Origin of the sequence: Martinezella tropici (assembly GCF_008370325.1) — a bacterium.
Taxonomy (GTDB): domain Bacteria; phylum Pseudomonadota; class Alphaproteobacteria; order Rhizobiales; family Rhizobiaceae; genus Rhizobium; species Rhizobium tropici_B.
This window is the reverse complement of record NZ_VNIP01000006.1, coordinates 532,608-556,310: the sequence shown is the minus strand read 5'-3', so window position 1 is coordinate 556,310 and position 23,703 is coordinate 532,608. Positions and strand designations below refer to the sequence as shown.

Genomic DNA, 23,703 nt, shown 5'->3' with positions numbered 1-23,703 from the left:
AGCGCGATGGCCGAAAGCCGCTATTCGGCCTTGCGCCCAACCCTAGCTGTTGGAACGATCCGCCTGGAAAACGGCTTCGCCGAGATAGCGCTGGATCTTCGCCTCGAGAAGTTCGGGGCTGATCGGTTTAGATAGGCAGTCGTCCATGCCAGCCTGCATGCATGCGATGCGATCGACGTCCAATGCCTGTGCCGTAACCCCGATGATGGGGACGTGCCATCCCTGCTCGATTTGCGCCTCGAATTGCCGGATCATGCGCGTCGCCTGATGGCCGTTCATGACCGGCATGGAAACGTCCATCAGGATTAGCGAGGGCCGCAATTGACGCCATGCGTCCACCGCCGCCTGGCCGTTCTCCACGACAAGAAAGCGAAGTCCGGTCGCCTGCAAGATCTGTGTGAAGACGATCTGGTTCACCTCGTTGTCCTCGGCCACGAGAACGTCGATGGTGTTGCCAGGTCTGACAGGTGCCATCCGGTCGGTGGCTTCGATCGCGGCTGCGGCCTCCGCCTCTATCGGCAACGGCTGGGAGGCAAAGCCAGACTGCTCGCCCGCGTTTTTCCGCCGCGACGCGCGCACGACATCGATGATCGTGTTGCGCAGCACATTGGCGCGCACGGGTTTCATGAGATGCGCCTGACCATTGACCGCGGTAAAATCCTTGTCGCGACCGGCGACGCCCATCGATGTCAGAAATACGATCGGCAGCGCTTCGAAGCGCGGGTCGGCGCGCACCGCACTCGCGATCTGATAGCCGCTCATGCCGGGCATACTATAGTCGACGATGATCGCGTCGACCGACACGCCCATATCGAACGCGGCATCCAGAATGGCAAGCGCGGTCTTACCGTCCTCGGCCGCGTGGCTGTCAAAACCCCATTGCGTCAATTGCTCAGTCAATATGCGCCGATGAATCTCATCATCTTCCACGATCAGGATCCCGGCACGCTTCACGTTGGCCGGCAGCTCCGGAACCTTGCCGCGTGCGGCGACCAGCGGCATGGGCAAATGGACCGTGAAAACCGATCCTTTGCCCCATTCGCTCTCGACCGAGAGTGAGCCACCGAAAAGATCGACGAGGCCTGCCGTAATGGCAAGGCCCAAACCTGATCCTTCGAGGCGCCGTGCAAAGGAAGAATCCGCCAGCGAAAATTTGTCGAAGATCGTATCGAGCTTCTCGGCGGGAATGCCGATCCCGGTATCTTCGATGCGGAGCACGAGCAATATGTTGTCGTCCGGCGCGGACTGGCTGTCCAGCTCCACCAGCACATGGCCGCGTTCGGTGAACTTGATCGCATTGCCGACGAGATTGGTCACGATCTGGCGGAAGCGGCCGGCGTCGCCAAGCATTGCCGCCGGCACGCCGGGAGCGATGCGCACCATCAGCTCGACATTCTTTTCCGATGCGGCGGCGGCCAGCAGCGTCGCTATGTCTTCGACAGCTTCGGCGGGGTCGAATGCCATCTTGCGCAGATGCATATCGCCGGTGTCGATGCGCGAAAAATCGAGAATGTCATTGATGATGGTCAGCAATGCATTGCCCGACTTGACGATGATATCGACAAAGGTCTTCTGCCGCGGATCGAGATCCGTTTTGCCGAGCAGCTCTGCCATGCCGAGCACGCCGTTCATCGGCGTACGGATTTCATGGCTCATATGGGTCAGGAATTCGGATTTCGCGCGATCCGCCGCATTGCTGCGCGCCAGCAGCAGCTGCAGATCCGCCTCGCGTTCCTTCATCTCGGTGACATCGGTGAACACCACGGTCCAGCGGCGATGCTCGCCGATCGCGGCGCCGAGCTGTATCCAGCGGTCGCCGACGACCTGGAATACGCAGGAGATCGGCTTGCCCGCCGCAACGCTCTGCGCCCATGATTCCCGCAGCCCCTCGGAACCATTGCCAAAGTCACCGCGTTCCGCGCAATAGTCGAACGCCGCGGACCAGTCCGTCCCCACCTCGGTGAGTTCGGCCGGCAGTTTCAGCATGTCCTTCAGCCGATCGTTGGCCAGCAGGATCGCGCCGTCCTGGACGATCAGCAGGCCTTGCGACATCGCCTGCATGGCATCAGCCATCAACTCGCCGAGATGCTCCAGCGCCAGTCGGGTCTCGGTGATCTCCCTGGATTGCTGCTTCACGGAAGAAATATCCGTGTAGGACATCAATGTCCGGCCATTGGAAATCTTGCGCGCATCGATGATGACGGATTTGCCGTCGGCAAAGTTCACTTCCGTCTGCAGATGCTCGCCGCCCTTGTGCAGCGTGGCCAGCCACCCCTGATATATGTCGTCGATGCTGCGGCCATCGGCGCCGAAGCGTGCCAGCTCGTAGTGCTTTGCGATGATATCGCGATAGGGGCGACCTCCAAAACGCTCGTCCTTCGAATATTTCCAAATGTCATAGAAGGCATCGTTGACGTATTCGACGATATGGTCGCCATTATGGATGAGGACGCCGATCGGCATCGAGCGGAGGATGTTGTCGAGATCCTGATGCAACGCTTCGGCGCGGGCCTGCGCCTCGATGAGCTGCATCTCACGCTGCTTCAGCGCCGAAGTATCGGTGACCGAACCCACAGCGTAATGCTTGCCCTCCGCCGTCGTCGCGCGGTTGAGGCAAATTTTCACCGGATGCGTCACCTGCTGTCGGTCGACGATTTCGCTTTCGAATTCATGCCTCTGTCCCTCGTGCAGCACGGCTTCGTTTTCCACGAAAAAGTCGTCGGCGCCGACGTCAAACATTTCATGCTCGGTCTTACCGAGCATTTCGTGGCGATCGAGCCCGGTAATTTCGGAATGGGCCGCATTGGCATAAATCAAGCGATGGCTGGAATCGCGCACGAAGGTGGCAACCGGCAGACCTTCCAGCACGCAGCGGAAAAAGTCAGGCTCATCGGCCTCCCTTTGCACCGCCTCGGCAGAGTAGGCGTCGCGCGCAACAGCCGGTACGGCGAAGAACACTCCGAATATGTAGACGCGGTCTTCCGACGGGGAAAAGCTCTCGATTTCCACGCGCGAACGCTGGCGGCCCGACGCATCGAAGCACAGTGCAACCTCCTCCGAACCGAAGACGAGGGCGCGGCGCTCCTTGTCCTCCCTGTCGGCGCTCTCGCCGGCATCGAGAAGATCCTGGCTGCGGTTGCCGATGAAATCGGAAATATCCCGGCCGAAAAAACGCGCATAGGCATCATTGACGGCGACGTACCGAAGCTCGCTGTTCTTGATGTAGGCGGGCCTGTCCAGATTGGCGATCCGGCGGCACACTATGTCAAGCAGTTCACCGTCCAGGGTCAAACGGAGCCCCTCTTCTCACCGCGCATGATAGTTCATGAAACAAGGCTCTAGCACATCCCGCTTTAACAAAGCCTTAACCATGTTTGATCGCTGCGGCAACGTCGCGTTCAGACTATGCACTATCCTATAACGGCCATCCCCTGGTCGCAAACGACAACGGCACGCCGAGGCAAACTCTGCCAAGAATCCGTCAACGGATCATTGGGAGCGAGCGATATGAGCGACGAAGCAAGCCTGACCTTGAACGAAGCGCAGGTCGCAGCAGCGACGGGCGAACGGCGGCGGCGGGCCGGCGGTCGCGGGGCCGAGCGCAGCCGCAAGCCGAGCGGCACCAAGTATCTCAATCTGGTCAACAATCTCGCTCGTACGGAACTCCTGTCGCCCGAGGCACTGGGCGATATTCACGAGGCATCGCTGACCATCCTCGAAGAAATCGGCATGGATATCATCTTGCCCGAAGCGCGTGAGCGCATGAAGGCCACCGGCGCCGATGTCACGCCGGGGAAGGAACGGGTCCGCTTCGACCGCAACATGATCATGGAGCTGATCGCCTCCGTTCCATCGACCTTCACTCTTCACGCCCGCAATCCGCTGAGAAATGTCCAAATCGGTGGGCGCAATCTCGTCTTCGCTCAGGTCGCCTCCGCCCCCTTCGTCGCGGACCGTGAAGGCGGCAGGAGAGCCGGAAATCAGGAGGATTTCCGCAAGCTCATCAAGCTCGCCCAGTCCTACGATATCATTCACATGACGGGCGGCTATCCGGTCGAGCCCATCGATATCCATCCCTCGGTGCGTCATCTCGACTGCCTCTCCGATATCGTGAAACTCACCGACAAGGCCTTCCACTGCTATTCGCTCGGCCAGCAGCGCAATCTCGACGCGATCGAGATTGCCCGCATCGGCCGCGGCGTCAGCATGGAACAGATGGAGCGCGAACCCTCGCTCTTCACCGTCATCAACTCCTCGTCGCCGCTGCGTCTCGACGGGCCGATGCTGCAGGGTATCATCGAAATGTCGTCGCGCGGTCAGGTGGTGGTGGTCACTCCGTTCACACTGGCAGGCGCCATGGCGCCGGTGACGATTGCCGGCGCGCTGGTGCAGCAGAATGCCGAGGCACTGTGCGGCATCGCCTTCACGCAGATGGTGCGGAAAGGCGCGCCGGTCATGTATGGCGGCTTTACCTCGAATGTCGACATGAAGACGGGTGCGCCCGCTTTCGGCACGCCGGAATATATGAAGGCCGTTATCTGCGGCGGCCAGCTTGCCCGCCGCTACGGCATCCCCTATCGCACCTCCAACACGAACGCGTCGAATACGCTGGATGCCCAAGCCGCCTACGAATCGGCACTGTCGCTATGGGCGCTGACCCAGGGCGGCGGCAATTTCGTGCTGCATGCGGCCGGCTGGAGCGAGGGCGGGCTTACCGCCTCCTTCGAGAAGTTCATCCTTGACGTCGACATGCTGCAGATGGTCGCCGAATTCCTGACGCCGCTCGATGTCAGCCCCGACGCGCTGGCGCTGGATGCCGTACGCGATGTCGGCCCAGGCGGCCACTATTTCGGCACGGCGCACACGCTCGCCCGCTATGAAACCGCATTCTATTCGCCGATCCTGTCGGACTGGCGAAACAATGAAACCTGGGCGGAAGCCGGGCGGCCCACAACTTACGATCACGCCAACCGCGTCTATAAGGAAACGCTGGCGCGCTACGAACAGCCGCCACTCGATCCGGCCATCGAGGAAGAGCTCGACGCCTTCGTCGCCAGGCGCAAGGCAGAGGGTGGCGTTCCCACCGATTTCTAGTTGAAAATCAAGGGCTTTTACGCCCCGTATCATGAACGAAATTTAATATAGCGGCCCATTTTCTGGCCGCGACTTCGCCCCCTTTCCCACGCAACTTCAAACCCGGCTTCGGCTGGGAGCCACGTGTTCTTTGGAAAGGGAATGTCAATGTCTGTGCTTCGCACATTAACGACAGCCGGTCTGATCGCGCTGACGCTTGGCAGCGCCTCCGCCGTGACCACCACCACTGCCAGCGCGTCGGATCGCGGCGCCTTCTTTGGCGGTCTTGCCGCGGGCGTCGTCGGCGGCGCCTTGGCGGCCGGAGCCATGCGGCCGGCCTATCCGGCTTATTATCCGGCCTATCCTGCCTACTACGACGGCCCGGTCTACGAACGGGTCTACGTGCGTCCCTATCCCCGCTGCTACTGGGCATGGCGTCACGACGGCTGGGGCCGGCCCTACCGCGTCGAAGTCTGCCGCTGACGCCTGACGTGCCGCAGGGCGCCTTTAAAGCTCCCTGCCAGTCGTCGCAGCTCTCGAATGCCGCCGGATTCCGGCGGCATTTTCGTCCGTCTGTTGAAAAGCTTTCGCTCACACCCCTTGACATTGGCGGGATTTAAGACCAAATGCGCCTCAGCTTTCACCTTCCGGCCGCCGCGTGAGCGTGCCCTGCGGGACAATCTGTACGCAAGAGAAGGACAAAAGCGCTTTTGATAATGAGGCCGCGCGGAGCGCTGGCCGAATGCGCTGGAAAGCTATTTCCAACTTACAAGTTCCCACTTCACGCGGGGTTCTTGACGCCAGAGACAGACCGGACCGCATGGTGCGACCCGGCCTATTTGCTTTGGCGCCCCCGAAAGGTATTGAATTGACCGATTTTCACTCGCTTGGTCTCTCCAAGCAGATCGTCGATACGCTGTCGCAGAACAACTTCGCTACGCCGACGCCGATCCAGGCACAGGCGATCCCGCTCGTCCTCCAGGGCCGCGATCTCATCGGCCTCGCCCAGACCGGCACCGGCAAGACGGCCGCTTTCGGCCTGCCGATCATCGAAATGCTGCTGAAGGAGGCCAAGCGCCCGGACAACCGCACCGTCCGCACACTGATCCTCGCTCCGACCCGCGAGCTGGTAAACCAGATCGCCGACAATCTCAGGCTCTTCATGCGCAAGACGCAGCTGCGGATCAACCTCGTGGTCGGCGGCGCGTCGATCAATAAGCAGCAGCTTCAGCTCGAGCGCGGCACCGACATTCTCGTCGCTACCCCTGGTCGTCTCCTCGACCTCATCAATCGCCGTGCCCTCTCGCTCGGCCATGTCACCCACCTCGTCCTCGACGAAGCCGACCAGATGCTCGATCTCGGCTTCATCCACGACCTGCGCAAGATCGCCAAGATGGTTCCGGCCAAGCGCCAGACCCTGCTATTTTCGGCCACCATGCCGAAGGCAATCGCCGATCTCGCCTCCGACTACCTGACCAACCCGGTCAAGGTCGAAGTCTCGCCTCCGGGCAAGGCAGCCGACAAGGTGGAACAGTATGTCCACTTCGTTGCCGGCCAGAACCACAAGACCGAAATCCTCAAGGAAACGATCTCGGCCAATCCGGACGGCCGCGCCATCGTCTTCCTGCGCACCAAGCATGGCGCCGAAAAGCTGATGAAGCATCTCGACCATGTCGGCTTCGCCGCTGCTTCCATCCACGGCAACAAGAGCCAGGGCCAGCGCGAGCGCGCCCTCAAGGGCTTCCGTGACGGCGACGTCCGCGTTCTCGTCGCAACCGACGTTGCGGCTCGTGGCATCGACATCCCCGGCGTTTCGCATGTCTATAATTACGACCTGCCGGAAGTTCCCGACGCCTATGTTCACCGCATCGGCCGCACAGCGCGCGCCGGCCGCGACGGCATCGCCATCGCCTTCTGCGCCCCGGATGAAATCCGCCTGTTGCGCGACATCGAGCGCCTGATGGGCATCGAGATTGCCGTTGCCAGCGGCGAGGCTCCGGCCGACCGCGGCCGTCCCGTTCGCGGCAAGGGCCGCAGCGGTCAAGGTCAGGGCCAAGGCCGTGGCGCAGGCCAGGGCCGCGCCGAAGGTCGCCCGGCTCGTCCTGCCCGTCGTCCCTTCTTCGACAAGGAAAATGGCGAAGCCCGTGGTCAGAACGGCGAGCGTCAGGAACGCCACCAACGCGACGATCGCCCGCAGCGCGACAACAATCGCAATGCCGATTTCCGCGGCCAGCGCCGCAACGAGCCAACGCCGCGTCCGGAAGCCGACAACGATCTCGTCTCCACCTCGGACTTCCGTCCCGCTCGCAAGCAGCACAACGGCCAGTCCAACGGCAATGGCGCCTCGCATGAGGGCGGCGCCCATCGCGGACAGCGCCACGCCCACGGCCGTCCTACGGGCCGCCACAACGAAGAACGCGGCGCCCAGGGCGAACAGCAGCGCAATGGCGGCAACGGCCGCATGAAGCGCCGTGGTCCCGGCAACGGTGGCCAGCGCCGCGAACGCGCCTGATAGAGTTCAAGGGGGCCGATTGGGGCCCCCTTTTGCTATCGACAGCTCCGTAGTCAACAAGCCTGTACGCATGACTGCCGACGCGGTCATGAGAGTAAATTCGAAACTTCCTCGCCGCCTGACATTTCGATTTCGCTTAGCGAGCAATGTTTGGACGACTGTTTCCTCCAACCAGGCTCTTCCCGGCATAGGTTAAAGCATGCTTGGAGGTTGAGGGGACGAACGTTGCAGACGAAGGCGACACAGCCGATGACCGTAAGCGACTGGGGCCAGCTCTTGCTTCTCGGCGCGCTGTGGGGCGGATCATTCTTCTTTGCGCGCATAGCGGTGGCGGAAATTCCGCCGCTGGCGCTGGTCCTCTATCGAGTTTCGATTGCCGCGCTGGTTCTGCATCTCTGGTTGCGCCTGCGTCATATTTCCTTTGCCCCCGCCATAGCCAGATCAGCCTCGTTTCTGACTCTCGCACTGCTCAACAATGTTATCCCGTTTTCTTTGATATTCAGCGGCCAAACGAAGATCGGAGCGGGCCTTGCTTCGGTCCTTTACGCGACGACGCCCCTCTGGACGGTCCTGGTCGCAAATCTGCTGACGGCAGATGAAAAGCTTTCCACCAGCAAGCTTATGGGCGTGGCTCTCGGGATTGGCGGTGCTGCCGCCATGATTGGCCCTGGCTTCTTCTCCAATTTCGGTGGACCGACATGGGCGAAACTTGCTGTCATCGGAGCGGCGGTTTCCTATGCTTTCGCAGCCGTCTTTGCCAAACGATTTCGGGATATGAAGCCGGTCGTTGTTGCCACCGGCCAGCTGACCGCATCTACCATCCTGATGACGCCGATCGTCTTTCTTCTCTACGATTCGAGCGACATCCTAAGCGCGAATATCTCGATCTGGCTGGCCATTGGCTCTCTCGCAATCGTGACGACTGCCTTCGCCTTCATTCTCTATTTCAATCTCATCGCCTCTGCCGGGGCGACAAATGCGTCGCTGGTGACGCTGCTCGTGCCGGCGAGCGCAATCATCTTGAGTACCGCATTCCTTGGAGAGCGTCTGGAACCTTACGAATTCCTCGGATTGGCCTTGATCGCTTCCAGCCTGGTGGTTGTCGATGGCAGACTTCTGCGATGGCGGCGACGGATCGACATCGGCAAGAGAACATAGCCTATTCCGGCACTACATCCGCCGCGCGCCGGTTGGTGAGGTAAACACCGATCACCACAATCACCGTGCCGATGATGATCGGCAGCGTCAGTGGTTCGCCAAAGGCGATTGCCGCTTCGATGGCGACGGCTGGCGGCATCAAGTAGATCAGCGATGCTGCCCGCGACACTTGCCCGCGGCGAATGAGATAGAGCAGCAGGCCGACGGCGCCCATCGACAGGCCGAAGACCGACCATAGCATCGCGAGAATGGCTTCATGCGTGCCGTCGAAACGCAAACCTTCGAACAGGAAGGCAAGTGGCACGGTGACGATCAGCGCGCCGACATATTGCAAGGTCGCAATGGTTCTGAGGTCGCCGGTCTGCAGGTGCCGCTTCTGGTAGAGCGTGCCGTAGGTCACCGAGACCATACCCAACAGATTGACGACAAGCGGAACGGCAGATTGCCAGAGATTGGCCGTGTCCGTCGCCAAGAGTTTCGGCGAGATCGCGATGGCGATGCCGAGAAAGCCGAGCAGCAGTCCGGCCTTCTGGATCGGCTGCAGCCGTTCGCCGACGAGAAACGGCGCGGCCATAGCGGTCATCAGCGGCTGCAGCGCCGCGATGATGCCGGAGATACCGGCCGGCACGCCTTCGGCGATCGCCCACCAGAGGCCGCCCAGGTAGATGCCGTGCAGGAAAATGCCGGAATAGATGGCCCGGAACACGCTCGACCAATCGCGCGGCCACCGGGCGCCGACGATCGAACAGAGCAGCACGAAGGCGAGCGCCGACAGGCTGTAGCGGATCATCAGAAAGGTGAAAGGACCGGCATGCTGCGAGGCATATTTGGCGACGATCCAGCCGGTAGACCAGAGAAAGACGAAAATCGCCGGCGCGAGTTTATCGAGGGACATAGAAATCGGACCGATATGTTTGGCGCTTCGGAGCCGGAATCCTGGTCGAACTCGGGTTTCGCGCGGAGAGGTTGAAGGCTGATAGCCGATGACAGCGGAGTGGTCAAAATCGATCTGCTGAAAACAGCAATCAATTTTTCTTCACGCCCGGCGAGCCATCGCTCTGGTTTCAGGAATTTCCGTCACTACCCAAGCGTTCAGTCCGCAAAAGAAGCAAATGCTCAAATTTTGATCCGAGTATTGCGGCGAAACTCGGCAGGTGACGATCAGATTATTCTTAAATGCCTGTAAATCCGGCATTTTTCGATGTTGCGAAATTCGCAACGGCAACTGCGCATAGTTCTTGCATTGTAAAAACCGTTGTATTCAAATGGGTAAAAACACGGGGACCGCACCTTTGGCATTTGATGAAATGATAACTGCGGATGAAAGTCCGCGCGCGCCTTACGAGAAATACTTCGAGTGGTACTCGGGACAGGACAGGGGCCACCTCATTGCCAAATCCCGCGATGCGGAAACCATCTTCCGGAAGACGGGCATTACCTTCGCGGTCTACGGACACGCAGACTCCTCCGAAAAGCTCATCCCCTTCGACATCATCCCCCGCATCATATCAGGCCGCGAATGGCGCAAGCTCGCCCAGGGCATCGAGCAGCGGGTCATTGCCCTCAACGCTTTCCTTGACGACATCTACCATAAGCAGGAAATCATTCGCGCCGGCCGCATTCCGCGCGAGCTGATCGAGAAGAACGACGCCTTCCTGCCCGAGATGATCGGCTTCCGTCCGCCGGGCGGCGTCTACACCCACATCGTCGGCACCGACATCGTCCGCACCGGCGAAGACCAGTTCTACGTGCTCGAGGACAATGCCCGGACGCCGTCCGGCGTCAGCTACATGCTGGAAAACCGCGAAACGATGATGCAGATGTTCCCCGAGCTGTTTCATCAGAACAAGGTGCAGCGGGTCGAGGACTATCCACTGCTGCTGCGCCAGAGCCTTGCCTCGCTCGCGCCTCCCGGTTGCAGCAGCAAGCCGCGCGTCGCCGTGCTGACGCCGGGCATCTACAACTCTGCCTATTACGAGCATTCTTTCCTCGCCGACATGATGGGCGTGGAGCTGGTGGAGGGCTCGGATCTGCGCGTCATCGACGGCAAGGTGAAGATGCGCACGACGCGCGGCTATGAGGCCATCGACGTGCTCTATCGCCGCGTCGACGACGATTTCCTCGATCCCCTCACCTTCCGCCCGGATTCCGCGCTCGGTATTCCCGGCATCATGGACGTCTACCGCGCCGGCAATATCACCATCGCCAATGCGCCCGGCACCGGCATTTCCGACGATAAGGCGATCTATTCCTACATGCCTGAAATCGTCGAATTCTACACCGGCCGCAAGCCGATCCTCGAGAACGTGCCGACCTGGCGCTGTTCGGAGCCCGACAGCTTGCAATATGTGCTCGATAACCTCGCCGATCTCGTCGTCAAGGAAGTCCATGGCTCCGGTGGCTACGGCATGCTTGTCGGACCAACGGCGACGAAGAAGGAGCGGACGGCCTTTGCCGAGAAGCTCAAGAGCAAGCCGAACAACTATATCGCGCAGCCAACCCTTTCGCTGTCGACCGTGCCGATCCTGGTCAACAAGGGCATTGCGCCGCGGCATGTCGATCTGCGGCCCTACGTCCTCGTCTCCGACAAGGTGCGGATCATCCCCGGCGGGTTGACCCGCGTGGCGCTGAAGGAAGGCTCGCTGGTGGTCAACTCCAGCCAGGGCGGCGGCACCAAAGACACCTGGGTTCTGGAGGACTGAACGGACATGCTGGGAAGAACCGCGAATGGCCTCTACTGGATGTTCCGTTACATCGAGCGCGCCGAAAACATAGCCCGCCTGGTCGACGCCGGCCAGCGTATGTCGCTGACCCGCAGCGACGCCGTCGATGACGATTGGGACGGCGTCCTGCAAAGCGCCGGTGTGCGCGAAGCCTATAACGAAGTGCATGGCAAGCTGACCGGAACCGATGCGATTGATTATCTGATGCGCGACCGCTCCAATCCGTCGAGTGTCATGTCCTGCATCGAATACGGCCGCAACAATGCCCGTATGGTGCGCACGGCATTGACCCGCGACACCTGGGAAGCGACCAACGAATGCTGGATCGAGCTGAAGTCGATGCTCGGCCGGCGGCTGAAGACGGCGGAACTGCCCGAGATGATCGACGTCATCAAGCAGCGCGCCGGCTTGATCCGCGGTGCCTTCCACGGCTCGATGCTGCGCAACGAGCTCTATAATTTCGCCCGCATCGGCACCTTCATCGAGCGTGCCGATAATACCGCCCGCATCCTCGACGTGAAATACTACGTCCTGCTGCCATCCGTCTCGCATGTCGGCTCATCGCTCGACAACGCGCAATGGGAATCGATCCTGCGATCCGTTTCGGCGCACCGGGCCTATAAATGGGCCTATGACCCCGAATACAAGCCGGCCAACATTGCCGACTTCCTGATCCTGAACGGCCAGATGCCGCGTTCGCTCGCCTATTGCTATGACAAGATCGTCAGCAATATCGGCTATCTCAGCGCCGAACATGAAAAACGGCTGCCGGCGCACGATACCGCGGAAGCCATCCGCCAATCGCTGCAACGGCTTTCGGTCAAGAATATTATGGACCAGGGCCTGCATGAGTTCCTCGAGGATTTCGTCGCCCACAACAACAAGCTGGGCGCCGAGATCTCCGACGGCTACCGGTTCTACGAATAGGCGGGCGATATCATGAGACTGACGATCAGCCATATCACGGAATATCGCTACGACGAGCCGGCGCAGTTTTCCCTGCAACGGCTTCACCTGACGCCGCTGACGGGCGTGGGACAGACGGTTATCGACTGGAAGCTTTCGGTCGAAGGCGCCAAGCCGGAAGTGGAATATGACGACCAGTTCGGCAATCGCGCCACACTGGTTTCCCTCGACGGCCAACAGGATTCCACCAGGATCATTGCGTCGGGCGAAGTCGAGACAAAGGATCTGAACGGCGTGATCGGCCCACACGTGGGGTTCAGCCCGCTCTGGCTCTTCCTGCGGGATTCGCCGCGCACCAAGGCGGGCAGGCTGACGAAGGAGCTGTTGCGCGGCGTTTTAGGCGACAACGAGCTCGGCAAGATGCACGCGCTGATGAAGGCAATCCACGAGACCGTGGAATACAAGCCGGGCACCAGTGACACCGAGACAACGGCGGAACAGTCACTGGAGGCAAAGAGCGGCGTCTGCCAGGACCATGCGCACATCTTTCTAGCCGGCGCCCGTGCATTGCAGATCCCTGCCCGTTACGTCTCCGGCTACCTGATGATGGAAGGCAAGAACGAGCAGGCTGCTACCCATGCCTGGGCAGAGGCGCATATTGCCGGCCTCGGCTGGGTCGGCTTCGATCCGGCTAACGACGTCTGCCCCGACGCCCGCTACGTCCGCATCGCGACCGGCCTCTGCTATCGCGACGCCGCTCCCGTCTCCGGCATGCGCATCGGCACGCCGGGCGAAACCCTTATGGTCAAGGTATCGGTGGCAAGCCAGGGGCAGAGTCAGAGCCAGAGCTGATAGGCATAATTCATCCTGCCGGGACAACCTCGACATGACCTTTGTCGCCATAGCTGAGGATTGCGTTATCGGCTGTCAGTAGCGGGATACGGTGGAAGCGTGCCGTCGCCACAATAATCCGGTCAGCCGGATCGTCATGGAACTCTCCCGGCAGGCGCACGCTATCCACCACAATCTGTGGCTCTATGGGAGCAAGCTGCAAACCAGGTAAGGCGAGTGCCGTGTCGAGCCAACGACCAACGTCGTAACCAAGTGCGATGCGTCCCTTCTGTGCGAGCATAGCGATTTCCCAGGGCGTGATCGCCGAGATCAGAATGCGACTGCGCGCCGTAGTTTCATCGATAAGCTGCCGAGCCCCTGCGCTCAGCCGCGGATCGTCATGCATGGCCCAGATGAGAATATGCGTATCGATGACGATCAACGCATCGCATCCCATTCTTCCACATCGATAACAGGCAGGAACGGATGGTCATATTGGAGAACAGTACCCTTCATCGCGCCAATGATACTGGAGCGATCTGATTTCTCCGGCGCGGGTGTCAGCAGAGCAACAGGCTTTCCGCGCTTCGTAATGATAATTGGCTCGCCGTCGTCGCCCATTTGATCGATCAGATGAAGGCATTTTGCCTTGAATTCGGCTGCACCGACAGATTTGATAGACATGACCACTATTCCCGTACAGATGTACATAAAATATGGTCACCTAACGCGAGTTAGTCAATGGCCGCCTCAAAGTGCCAGCAATGAAAAGGGCGGAGCTTTCGCTCCGCCCTTTTCCAATTCCAGGCGCACCAATTTTAATGGCTGTCGCGATTATTCGGGATTTCCGACCCACGCGGACCGACGAGGAAGTCGAGGTCGGCACCAGTGTCGGCCTGCATGACCGACTTCACGTAAAGACCGCCGTAGCCGCCGGTGAGCGGCTTGACCGGGGAAACCCAGGCGGCGCGGCGCTTTGCCAGTTCCTCATCCGACACTTCGAGCTGGATGGTGCGGGCGGGAACGTCGACGGCGATGATGTCGCCGTTCTGAACCAGCGCCAGCGGTCCGCCATCGGCGGCTTCCGGAGCGGTGTGCAGGATGACGGTGCCGTAGGCGGTGCCGGACATGCGCGCATCGGAGATACGGATCATGTCGGTGATGCCCTTCTTCAGCACCTTGGGCGGCAGGCCCATGTTGCCGACTTCTGCCATGCCCGGATAACCCTTCGGGCCGCAATATTTCAGCACCATGACGCAGTTCTCGTCGATGTCGAGATCGTCGCGGTTGATGCGGGCGTGATAGTCCTCGATGCTTTCGAAGACCACGGCGCGGCCCTTGTGCTGCATCAGGTGCGGCGAAGCGGCTGACGGCTTGAGGACCGCGCCCTTCGGCGCGAGGTTGCCGCGCAGAACGGCGATGCCGCCCGACTGCGTCAGTGCCTTTTCGCGCGGGACGATGACGTCGTCATTGTAGTTGACCACATCCTTGACGCCGGCCCAGATCGTATCGCCGGTGACGGTGATTGCATCCTTGTGCAGCAGGCCCATGTCGCCGACCGCCTTGATGACGACGGGCAGGCCGCCGGCATAGTAGAACTCTTCCATCAGGTGCTTGCCCGACGGCTGCAGGTTGACGATGGTCGGCACTTCGCGGCCGAGACGATCCCAATCGTCCAGCGACAGGTCGACACCGATGCGGCCGGCGAGCGCCAAAAGGTGCAGAACGGCATTGGTCGAACCACCGACGGCACCGTTGACGCGAATCGCATTCTCAAACGCTTCCTTGGTCAGGATATCGGAAGGCTTCAGGTCTTCCTTGACCATATCAACGATGCGGCGGCCGGAAAGCTGCGAGATGACGCGGCGGCGCGCATCGACAGCCGGGATGGCGGCATTGCCGGGCAAGGTCATGCCGAGCGCTTCGGCCATCGACGCCATGGTCGAGGCCGTGCCCATGGTCATACAGCTACCGGCCGAGCGGGCCATGCCCTGCTCCGCATCCATGAATTCATCCAGCGACATCTCGCCGGACTTCACCATTTCCGAGAACTGCCAGATCGCCGTGCCGGAACCGACATCCTTGCCGCGCCACTTGCCGTTCAGCATCGGGCCGCCGGAAACGAGGATGACCGGGATGTCGACTGAAGCAGCGCCCATCAGCAGGCTCGGCGTGGTCTTGTCGCAGCCGCCGAGCAACACGACACCATCGACCGGATTGCCGCGGATCGCTTCTTCCACATCCATGGCCGCCAGGTTGCGGAACATCATCGCCGTCGGACGCAGTGTGCTTTCGCCGACGGAAAAGACCGGGAATTCGACCGGGAAACCGCCGGCCTCGTAGACGCCGCGCTTCACGCGCTCCGCGAGATCGCGCAGATGCGCGTTGCAGGGCGTCAGCTCCGACCAGGTGTTACAGATGCCGATGATCGGACGGCCATCGAACGTATCGGCCGGCAGACCCTGGTTCTTCATCCAGGAGCGATGCATGATCGCGTTCTTGCCGGTGCCGCCGAACCAGTCGTAGGAGCGCAGCTTGCGCGGCCATTCAGCTTTCTTTTTCATGTCTCAGTACCCTTTGCATCGCCCAGGCCGCCTCGTTCGCGCCTGGGCTTTGAAATCAATGATCAGGCGAGCGTGTAAGCCGTCTTGACGGTGGTGAAGAATTCGGCGGCATATTTGCCCTGCTCGCGCGAACCGAAGGACGAGCCCTTGCGGCCGCCGAACGGCACGTGGAAGTCGACGCCCGCGGTCGGCAGGTTGACCATCACCATGCCGGCTTCCGCATTGCGCTTGAAATGCGTCGCATGCTTCAGGCTCGTCGTGGCAATGCCCGAGGACAGGCCGAACGGCGTATCGTTGGCCGTTGCCAGCGCTTCCTCGTAATCCTTGACGCGGATAACGGAAGCAACCGGTCCGAAGATCTCCTCGCGGCTGATGCGCATCTGGTTCGTCGCCTCGGTAAACAGCGTCGGCTGCAGGTAGAAGCCGGGTGTGTCGCGATTGACGAGCTCGCCGCCGAAGGCAAGCTTGGCCCCCTCCTGCTTGCCGATCTCGATATAGTCGGTATCCGTCTTCAGCTGCTTGGCATCGACGACCGGGCCGATATGCGTGCCTGATTTCATGGCATTGTCGATGTTCAGCGTCTTCAGCTTCTCCGTCAGCGCCGCCACGAACCGGTCATGGATGCCCTCGGTGACGATGAGACGCGACGAGGCCGTGCAGCGCTGGCCGGTCGAGAAGAAGGCGGAATTGGCGGCCGCTTCGACCGCAACCGTCAGATCGGCATCGTCAAGCACGACCATCGGGTTCTTGCCGCCCATTTCCAGCTGGTACTTGCGGCCATGCTCGACCGAGGAAAGCGCCACGCGCTTGCCGGTGCCGACCGAGCCGGTGAAGGTGACACCCGAAAGAACCGGGCTGTCGAGCATCGCCTGGCCGACGACCGAGCCCTTGCCCATCACGAGGTTCAACACGCCCTTGGGCAGGCCGGCGCGGTTCAGGATATCGACGATCGCCCAAGAACAGCCGGGCACGAGATCGGCCGGCTTGAAGACGACGGTGTTGCCGTAGCAAAGCGCCGGCGCGATCTTCCAGGCGGGAATGGCGATCGGGAAGTTCCAGGGCGTGATGACGCCGATGACACCAAGCGGCTCTCGGGTGATCTCGACGCCGATGTTCGGGCGCACGGAAGGCACCACCTCGCCTGAAAGGCGCAGCGCCTCGCCGGCGAAGAATTCAAAGATCTGAGCGGCACGGATCGTCTCGCCAATGGCTTCCGGCAACGTCTTGCCTTCCTCGCGCGCAAGCAGCGCGCCGAGCTCGTCCTTACGAGCCAGGATCTCTTCGCCGGCCTTCTTCAGGATCGTATGACGCTCCAGAATGCCGGAGCGCGACCATGCCGGAAAGGCCGCCTTGGCCGCCGCGATCGCGTCAGTGACATCCTGCGTGCTGGCGCTCGCATAGAGGCCGACGACCTCGTTCGTATCCGACGGGTTGATGTTCTCGGTGCCGTTCGTCCCGGTCCACTCGCCGGCGATCAAGTTCTGATGAATGGTCATGGCGTCATGCCTTCCTGGATCGTATTGAAAATGCCCGGCCGACCCTTGCGGCCGGGCTCGACGAATTACAGCTGACGAACAGCCACATTTTCCTCTGCGTCAACCGCCAGCGGATTGCGCAGCGGCAGGCCGAATTCGGCAACTTCGATCTCAAAGACGTCACCTGCTTCCGGCTTAATGCCTTCCGCGAACGAAAGTGTCGCCGTGCCGAACATGTGCACGTGCACATCGCCCGCAACACGGAAGAGGCCGTACTTGAAGTGATGATATTCAAGGTTGGCGAAAGTGTGCGACATGTTCGCCTCCCCGGAAAGGAACGGCTTTTCGAAGATCACCTTGTCGCCGCGCTTGATGCGGGACGTGCCACGGATATCCTCGGGCGCCGCACCGATACGGATTTCCGGGCCAAAGCTTGCCGGGCGCAGCTTGGAATGGGCAAGATAGAGATAGTTGATCCGCTCGGTGACGTGATCGGAAAATTCGTTCGAGAGCGCGAAGCCGATGCGGAACGGCGTGCCGTCCTTGGCGATGACGTAGATGCCGGCCATCTCCGGCTCCTCGCCGCCGTCGAGCGCGAAGGAAGGCGACACGAGTGCTGCACCGGGGGCCGCGGCGCCGTAGCCGTTGCCCTTGTAGAACCATTCCGGTTGAACGCCCTTCTCGCCGGCTTTCGGCTTACCGCCCTCGATACCCATCTTGAACATCTTCATGGAGTCGGTCAGCGTCTCTTCAGCCGCTTCCGTTGTCTTCTTGTGCATGGAATCGCGCGTGGCGGCCGAGCCGAGATGCGTCAGGCCCGTACCGGTCAGATGCAGGTGGGCGGCATCCGGATGGGTGATCGGCGGAAGGAAACGACCTTCGGCATAGACCTTTTCAAGGTCGACCGTTTCGCCGAGCCCATGTGCCTCGATGACCGATGCCAGCGATTTGCCGCTGTCGGCCGCTTCCATCGCAAGCTTATAGACGCTGCCGGCATTGACGACAGCCTTGGCAACTTCGCCAGGCCCGTTGCGCACGGCAACGACGATATCGCCGTTCGAGCCCTTGATCTGCGAGATGAGCATGTCTTTCATCCTTTCCTAACAGACAGAGATCGGATGCAGTTTACCGTTCCGGCTCTCAGCGAGAGCCGGACTCTGTCATGGATTTGGTTTTTAAAGTCTCGGCTGGCCGCTTAAGCGATCAGCCCTTGTTCTTGTTGTAGACGTCGATGAACACGGCAGCGAGCAGGACCGCACCCTTGATCATCTTCTGCGAGTCCGTCTGATACCCGAGGATCGACATGCCCTGGTTCAGCACGCCCATGATCAAGGCGCCGATAACCGCGCCCGTCACTTTGCCGACGCCGCCGGAGGCCGAAGCGCCGCCGATGAAGCAGGCCGCGATCACGTCAAGCTCGAGACCGTCGCCGCCCTTGGCCGTTGCCGAATTCAGGCGCGTGGCGATGATGATGCCGGCGATGCTGGCAAGAATGCCCATGTTGATGAAGGTGTAGAAGGTCAGCCGGCGGGTATCGATACCCGAAAGCTTCGTCGCCTTCTCATTGCCGCCCATGGCATAGATGCGGCGGCCGATCGTGGTGCGCTGGGTGGCGAAACCGTAGAGGGCGATCAACAGCAGCATGAGAACCAGAACGTTCGGCAATCCTCTGTACGAGGAGATCTGGTAGCCGATGAAGATGGTCGCGGCGGCGATTACCAGGTTCTGGCCGATAAAGAAACTGAAAGGCTCGACATCGATGCCATGCTTCTCGTTCACGCTGCGACCGCGCCACGCGAGGAGGAACATCACAATCGGGATGGCAATGGTCAGGAAGATCGATGTCGAATGGATGCCGCCCATGTCGACGAAATCGGGAATGAAGCCAGTGGCGACGATCTGGAACGCCGGCGGGAACGGACCGATGCTGCTGCCGTTGCCGGTCGTGTTGATGATCGTATAGGTCAAGCCGCGGAAGACGAGCATGCCGGAAAGCGTGACGATGAACGACGGAATGCGGTGGTAGGCGATGAAATATCCATGCCAGGCACCGACCGCGGCCCCCATCAGAAGACAAATGACCGTCGCAAGCGCCAGGTTCATATGCATCTGCACGACCAGCACGCCTGCAACTGCGCCGACGAAACCGACCACGGAACCGACCGACAGGTCGATATGGCCGGCCACGATGACCAGCAGCATGCCAAGCGCCATGATGACGATGAACGAGTTCTGCAGCACGATGTTGGTCAGGTTCTGCGGCCTGAACAGAACGCCGTTGGTGAGGTACTGGAACAACAGCATGATGACGACGAGCGCAATCAGCATGCCGTATTCGCGGATGTTGTTGCGGATGTGGTCGCCGATCGAAACGACGTGGCTGCTTTCCGTGGCTGGGTTGGCCGAACTCATTGATGCTTCTCCCCTGAGCGCATGATAGCGCGCATGATACTCTCCTGGCTTGCCTCTGCCTTCGGCAGCTCGGCAACGATTCGACCCTCATTCATGACGTAGATGCGGTCGCAGGTACCGAGAAGCTCAGGCATTTCCGATGAGATCATCAGAACGCCCTTTCCGTCGGCGGCAAGCTGGTTGATGATGGAATAAATTTCGTATTTGGCGCCGACATCGATGCCGCGCGTCGGCTCGTCGAGGATCAGGACATCCGGATCCGAGAACAGCCACTTCGACAGCACCACCTTCTGCTGGTTGCCGCCGGACAGGTTGCCTGCTTCCTGGAAAACACCGGACGAACGGATGCGCAGCTTGGAGCGATAGTTCGTCGCCACCTGCAGCTCGCGTACGTCGTCGATGACCGTTCCCTTGGAGACGCCCATCAGATTGGCAAGCGTCGTATTGTGCAGGATATTGTTCGTCAGAACGAGGCCGAGCTGCTTGCGGTCTTCCGTCACATAGGCGAGACCGGCGTCGATCGCCCTGCGAACGGTGCTGGTATCGACGTGCTTGCCGTCGACCAAAACTTCGCCGCTGATCTTGTGGCCGTAGGACTTGCCGAAGACACTCATGGCAAATTCGGTACGTCCCGCACCCATCAGGCCGGCAATGCCGACCACTTCGCCTTTGCGCACATTGATGTTGATATCGTGCAGAACCTGGCGGTCTCGGTGCTGTTGATGGAACGCATTCCAGTTCTTGACTTCGAAGATGGTCTCGCCGATCGGCACCGAGCGAGGCGGATAGCGGTCGGCGAGCTCGCGTCCGACCATGTTGCGAATGATGATGTCTTCGCTGATCTCTTCCTCGTGACAGTTCAGTGCCTTTACCGTCATGCCATCGCGCAAAACCGTGATCTGATCGGCCACCTTGCGCACTTCGTTGAGCTTGTGCGTGATGATGATCGAGGTGATGCCCTGGTTGCGGAACTCCATGAGGAGATTGAGGAGAGCATCGGAATCGCTTTCGTTGAGCGATGCCGTCGGCTCGTCGAGAATGAGAAGCTTGACGCTCTTCGACAAGGCCTTGGCGATCTCGACGAGCTGCTGCTTGCCGACGCCGATGTCGGTCACGAGCGTATTCGGAGATTCCCTGAGGCCGACCTTGGCAAGGAGCTGCTTGGTGCGGGTGAAGGTTTCCTGCCAATTGATCACGCCATTGGCGACGACTTCGTTGCCCAGGAAGATATTTTCGGCGATCGACAGAAGCGGAACGAGCGCCAGCTCCTGATGGATGATGATGATGCCGATTTCTTCGGAGTCCTTGATGGTCCTGAACTGGCGAACCGCGCCATCATAATAGATGTCGCCGTCATAAGTGCCGGCCGGGTAAACGCCCGAGAGCACCTTCATGAGAGTGGATTTGCCGGCTCCATTTTCGCCGACCAAAGCATGTATCTCGCCCTGACGGACCTTCAGATTGACATTTTCCAGGGCGTTCACACCGGGGAACGACTTGGTAATGCTCCGCATTTCGAGGATGGTATTGTCCATTGTCCGTATCCAACGCCGCGATCGAACATAGCAGACCGCGCGATCGTCTTAAATATCAAAGCCAGGGCCCGCATTTCGGCGAGCCCTGACCGCTATGTCGGAAAATTACTTCAGCTGATCAGCCTTGTAGTAACCGCCTTCGACGAGGATCTTTTCGTAGTTGGTCTTGTCGACTGCGACCGGGGTCAGCAGGTAGGACGGAACAACCTTGACACCGTTGTCGTAGGTCTTGGTGTCGTTGACTTCAGGCGTCTTGCCTTCCATCAGAGCGTTGACCATTCCGACGGTAACCTTGGCGAGGTCACGGGTGTCCTTGAAGATCGTGGAGTGCTGCTCGCCGGCGATGATCGACTTGACCGACGGAATTTCGGAGTCCTGGCCGGTAACGATCGGGAGCTTCACGCCGCCGGAACCGTAACCAACGCCCTTGAGCGAGGAGAGGATACCGATCGACAGGCCGTCATACGGAGACAGAACGGCATCGACGTGGCTGTCGGTGTAATAAGCCGACAGCAGGTTATCCATGCGGGCCTGGGCCGTTGCCGGGTCCCAACGCAGCGTACCGACCTTGTCCATGCCCATCTGGCCGGACTTCACGACCAGCTTGCCGCTGTCGATGTAGGGTTTCAGGACCGACATTGCGCCGTCATAGAAGAAGAAGGCGTTGTTGTCGTCAGGCGAACCGCCGAACAGCTCGATGTTGAACGGACCCTTGCCATCCTTGAGGCCGAGGGCGTCGACGATCGAGCCGGCCTGGAGGACGCCGACCTTGAAGTTGTCGAACGTCGCATAATAGTCGACGTTGCCGCTGTTGCGGATCAGGCGGTCATAAGCGATGACCTTGATGCCGGCATCGTGCGCCTTCTGCAGAACGTCGGACAGCGTGGTGCCGTCGATCGAAGCGATAACGAGAACCTTGTCGCCCTTGGTGACCATGTTTTCGATCTGCGAGAGCTGGTTCGGAATGTCGTCGTCGCCATACTGCAGGTCGGTGCCGTAACCGGCAGCCTGGAGCTGCTTGACGATGTTGTTGCCGTCATCGATCCAGCGGGCCGAAGCCTTGGTCGGCATGGCGATGCCTACCGTGCCCTTATCCGCCGCGAAGGCAGGTACCACCAGCGTAGCGACGCCGAACGCAGCGCCGGCCATCAATGAGATAATGGATTTCATTACTCTCTCCCTTGTTGTTAATGTGGCGGACAAAAAATGCCCGCCCGAAACTGCGGCAGGTTCCGTAGAAGGAATGGTTTACTTCTAATTGTGAGAAACGAAGTAGGTCTCCTCCACGCTCTCACGGTTTATGAGCTGCAACCAGCGCACGATCGGCAAACTCGTACGATTTCGTATAACTGTCAAATAGAATAACTGGTAAAACATATACCAAGTTTGATATAATGTTAAAAAATAGTACTTTTTTGCCGACGAATGGGAAATTTGGCCGCCATGGAGAAAATATATAACGACTATTTGAGCGAAGGCATTGAGATTCATTCCGACAATTTTCGCGACGACACGTTGCTGAAGGCCGGTTTGAAGCTCAATCACCTGCGGATGATCGTCACGATCGAGGACCACGGACAGATTTCGGCCGCCGCTGAGTCCATGAACATGTCACAACCTGCGGCTTCACGGATGCTCTCCGAAATGGAGTCGATCGTTAAAAGTCCGCTCTACGAGCGCGTCGCCCGCGGTGTAGTGCTAACCCCATTCGGCCTTGCGCTCGCGAAACGGGCGCGCAAGATCCTGCTCGAGCTGCGCGAGGCCGGTCGCGAGCTCGGCGCGCTGCGGACCGGCAGGGGCGGTTCCGTCTTTCTGGGCGCCGTGACCGCGCCGGCGATCAGCCTCGTGGTGCCGGCAATCCAGCGTGTAACGCGTACCTATCCGGGCATCGAGATCAACATCGAGGTGGAGAACAGCAATGTGCTCGCGCGCGAGCTGCTGACCGCCCGCCACGACTTCATCATCAGCCGCATTCCCGACGACCTCGATCCGCGCCTCTTCACCGCCCATGAAATCGGCGTCGAGAAAGCCTGTCTCGTGGTCCGCAACGGGCATCCACTGCTTGAAAAGCAAGTGGCCAGCCTGCCGGATCTCGCCGGCTACGACTGGGTCTTCCAGCCACCCGGCACATTGCTGCGGCGCAAGGTGGAGGACATCTTCCTTGCGGCAGGCGTGCCTTTGCCGGAAAATGTCATCAACACCTCATCCCTGCTGCTGACGCTTGCGGTGGTCTGCAAGACGGACGCGATCGCCCCCATCGCGCTGGACATGGCGCAATTCATCTGTGGGCAGACATCGCAGGCCGGCGAATCCAGCATCCTTGCGATCGACTTCGACATTGACGTCAGACCGTACAGCCTGATTACAGCGCGCGAACGCGCCATGCCGCCAAGCGCCCGGCTGCTGCATGATATGATCCTGGAAGAGAGCAGGAATCTTTCGCTGACATAACGTTACGTTCTAAGCCCCGCGCCCATAAGCTCCACGCCAACTTCCGCCCCTATGAAACGTGGC

Annotated in this window: 18 protein-coding genes; 8 read left to right on the top strand and 10 right to left on the bottom strand. The window is 60.2% G+C overall.

Features of this window, described 5'->3' with window-relative positions; translation table 11 throughout:
* Positions 1-42: 42 nt before the first annotated feature.
* Positions 43-3,291: a response regulator gene (locus tag FP026_RS11085; protein WP_149634666.1), complete on the bottom strand. Its 3,249-nt coding sequence runs from the start codon at positions 3,289-3,291 to the stop codon at positions 43-45.
* Between the two features lie 216 nt (positions 3,292-3,507).
* Here FP026_RS11085 and FP026_RS11080 point away from each other — a divergent pair, with 216 nt between their 5' ends.
* From FP026_RS11080 to FP026_RS11065, 4 genes are all read left to right on the top strand, one after another.
* The gene (locus FP026_RS11080) at positions 3,508-5,094 is read left to right on the top strand and encodes a trimethylamine methyltransferase family protein (protein WP_149634665.1); all 1,587 of its coding nucleotides are present in this window, start codon (positions 3,508-3,510) and stop codon (positions 5,092-5,094) included.
* A gap of 147 nt (positions 5,095-5,241) precedes the next feature.
* Entirely contained in the window at positions 5,242-5,556 is a 315-nt protein-coding gene (locus tag FP026_RS11075; protein ID WP_149634664.1) for a hypothetical protein, read from the top strand.
* 337 nt (positions 5,557-5,893) lie between these two features.
* Positions 5,894-7,585: a DEAD/DEAH box helicase gene (locus FP026_RS11070; RefSeq protein WP_149634663.1), complete on the top strand. Its 1,692-nt coding sequence runs from the start codon at positions 5,894-5,896 to the stop codon at positions 7,583-7,585.
* Between the two features lie 249 nt (positions 7,586-7,834).
* Positions 7,835-8,743 carry a DMT family transporter gene (locus tag FP026_RS11065; RefSeq protein ID WP_149634662.1) on the top strand — a complete coding sequence of 303 codons (909 nt, stop codon included), beginning with the start codon at positions 7,835-7,837 and terminating at the stop codon, positions 8,741-8,743.
* A 1-nt stretch (position 8,744) separates the two neighbouring features.
* Here FP026_RS11065 and FP026_RS11060 read toward each other — a convergent pair whose 3' ends face one another.
* The gene (locus FP026_RS11060; RefSeq protein ID WP_149634661.1) at positions 8,745-9,638 is read right to left on the bottom strand and encodes a DMT family transporter; all 894 of its coding nucleotides are present in this window, start codon (positions 9,636-9,638) and stop codon (positions 8,745-8,747) included.
* 397 nt (positions 9,639-10,035) lie between these two features.
* On the opposite strand from FP026_RS11060, the gene FP026_RS11055 reads away from it, so the two are divergent.
* From FP026_RS11055 to FP026_RS11045, 3 genes are read left to right on the top strand one after another with little or no spacing between them, the layout of a single operon-like run.
* The gene (locus FP026_RS11055) at positions 10,036-11,445 is read left to right on the top strand and encodes a circularly permuted type 2 ATP-grasp protein (protein WP_149634660.1); all 1,410 of its coding nucleotides are present in this window, start codon (positions 10,036-10,038) and stop codon (positions 11,443-11,445) included.
* Positions 11,446-11,451: 6 nt separating this feature from the next.
* Positions 11,452-12,393: an alpha-E domain-containing protein gene (locus FP026_RS11050; RefSeq protein WP_149634659.1), complete on the top strand. Its 942-nt coding sequence runs from the start codon at positions 11,452-11,454 to the stop codon at positions 12,391-12,393.
* 12 nt (positions 12,394-12,405) lie between these two features.
* Positions 12,406-13,224: a transglutaminase family protein gene (locus FP026_RS11045; RefSeq protein ID WP_149634658.1), complete on the top strand. Its 819-nt coding sequence runs from the start codon at positions 12,406-12,408 to the stop codon at positions 13,222-13,224.
* Positions 13,225-13,234: 10 nt separating this feature from the next.
* Here FP026_RS11045 and FP026_RS11040 read toward each other — a convergent pair whose 3' ends face one another.
* The 8 genes from FP026_RS11040 to chvE all read right to left on the bottom strand — a co-directional run bounded on the left by FP026_RS11040 (position 13,235) and on the right by chvE (position 22,359).
* Entirely contained in the window at positions 13,235-13,645 is a 411-nt protein-coding gene (locus FP026_RS11040) for a type II toxin-antitoxin system VapC family toxin (RefSeq protein WP_149634657.1), read from the bottom strand.
* The gene (locus tag FP026_RS11035; RefSeq protein ID WP_149634656.1) at positions 13,642-13,887 is read right to left on the bottom strand and encodes a type II toxin-antitoxin system Phd/YefM family antitoxin; all 246 of its coding nucleotides are present in this window, start codon (positions 13,885-13,887) and stop codon (positions 13,642-13,644) included. Before FP026_RS11035 ends, FP026_RS11040 begins: the two co-directional genes overlap by 4 nt.
* A 134-nt stretch (positions 13,888-14,021) precedes the next feature.
* Positions 14,022-15,767, bottom strand: a complete 1,746-nt coding sequence (gene araD, locus FP026_RS11030) for an L-arabinonate dehydratase (RefSeq protein ID WP_149634655.1) — start codon at positions 15,765-15,767, stop codon at positions 14,022-14,024.
* Positions 15,768-15,829: 62 nt separating this feature from the next.
* The gene (locus FP026_RS11025) at positions 15,830-17,263 is read right to left on the bottom strand and encodes an aldehyde dehydrogenase family protein (RefSeq protein ID WP_149634654.1); all 1,434 of its coding nucleotides are present in this window, start codon (positions 17,261-17,263) and stop codon (positions 15,830-15,832) included.
* Between the two features lie 65 nt (positions 17,264-17,328).
* Positions 17,329-18,327 (bottom strand): AraD1 family protein, encoded by a 999-nt coding sequence (gene araD1 / locus FP026_RS11020; protein WP_149634653.1) that lies wholly within the window; start codon positions 18,325-18,327, stop codon positions 17,329-17,331.
* A gap of 118 nt (positions 18,328-18,445) precedes the next feature.
* Complete coding sequence (gene mmsB, locus FP026_RS11015) at positions 18,446-19,654, bottom strand: multiple monosaccharide ABC transporter permease (RefSeq protein ID WP_149634652.1); 1,209 nt, start codon at positions 19,652-19,654, stop codon at positions 18,446-18,448.
* Positions 19,651-21,189 (bottom strand): multiple monosaccharide ABC transporter ATP-binding protein, encoded by a 1,539-nt coding sequence (mmsA, locus tag FP026_RS11010; protein ID WP_149634651.1) that lies wholly within the window; start codon positions 21,187-21,189, stop codon positions 19,651-19,653. The genes mmsB and mmsA overlap by 4 nt, the downstream gene beginning before the upstream one ends.
* Before the next feature lie 105 nt (positions 21,190-21,294).
* Positions 21,295-22,359, bottom strand: a complete 1,065-nt coding sequence (chvE, locus tag FP026_RS11005) for a multiple monosaccharide ABC transporter substrate-binding protein (RefSeq protein ID WP_149634650.1) — start codon at positions 22,357-22,359, stop codon at positions 21,295-21,297.
* A 273-nt stretch (positions 22,360-22,632) separates the two neighbouring features.
* Here chvE and FP026_RS11000 point away from each other — a divergent pair, with 273 nt between their 5' ends.
* Entirely contained in the window at positions 22,633-23,640 is a 1,008-nt protein-coding gene (locus FP026_RS11000) for a LysR family transcriptional regulator (protein WP_149634649.1), read from the top strand.
* The last annotated feature ends 63 nt before the right edge of the window (positions 23,641-23,703 follow it).

Bases quoted from the DNA above. Each gene is read 5' to 3' on its own strand.
- FP026_RS11080 (WP_149634665.1), top strand. From the start codon at position 3,508: ATGAGCGACGAAGCAAGCCTGACCTTGAACGAAGCGCAGGTCGCAGCA.
- FP026_RS11075 (WP_149634664.1), top strand. From the start codon at position 5,242: ATGTCTGTGCTTCGCACATTAACGACAGCCGGTCTGATCGCGCTGACG.
- FP026_RS11070 (WP_149634663.1), top strand. From the start codon at position 5,894: ATGGTGCGACCCGGCCTATTTGCTTTGGCGCCCCCGAAAGGTATTGAA.
- FP026_RS11065 (WP_149634662.1), top strand. From the start codon at position 7,835: ATGACCGTAAGCGACTGGGGCCAGCTCTTGCTTCTCGGCGCGCTGTGG.
- FP026_RS11060 (WP_149634661.1), bottom strand. From the start codon at position 9,638: ATGTCCCTCGATAAACTCGCGCCGGCGATTTTCGTCTTTCTCTGGTCT.
- FP026_RS11050 (WP_149634659.1), top strand. From the start codon at position 11,452: ATGCTGGGAAGAACCGCGAATGGCCTCTACTGGATGTTCCGTTACATC.
- FP026_RS11045 (WP_149634658.1), top strand. From the start codon at position 12,406: ATGAGACTGACGATCAGCCATATCACGGAATATCGCTACGACGAGCCG.
- FP026_RS11035 (WP_149634656.1), bottom strand. From the start codon at position 13,887: ATGTCTATCAAATCTGTCGGTGCAGCCGAATTCAAGGCAAAATGCCTT.
- araD (WP_149634655.1), bottom strand. From the start codon at position 15,767: ATGAAAAAGAAAGCTGAATGGCCGCGCAAGCTGCGCTCCTACGACTGG.
- FP026_RS11025 (WP_149634654.1), bottom strand. From the start codon at position 17,263: ATGACCATTCATCAGAACTTGATCGCCGGCGAGTGGACCGGGACGAAC.
- araD1 (WP_149634653.1), bottom strand. From the start codon at position 18,327: ATGCTCATCTCGCAGATCAAGGGCTCGAACGGCGATATCGTCGTTGCC.
- mmsB (WP_149634652.1), bottom strand. From the start codon at position 19,654: ATGAGTTCGGCCAACCCAGCCACGGAAAGCAGCCACGTCGTTTCGATC.
- mmsA (WP_149634651.1), bottom strand. From the start codon at position 21,189: ATGGACAATACCATCCTCGAAATGCGGAGCATTACCAAGTCGTTCCCC.
- chvE (WP_149634650.1), bottom strand. From the start codon at position 22,359: ATGAAATCCATTATCTCATTGATGGCCGGCGCTGCGTTCGGCGTCGCT.
- FP026_RS11000 (WP_149634649.1), top strand. From the start codon at position 22,633: ATGGAGAAAATATATAACGACTATTTGAGCGAAGGCATTGAGATTCAT.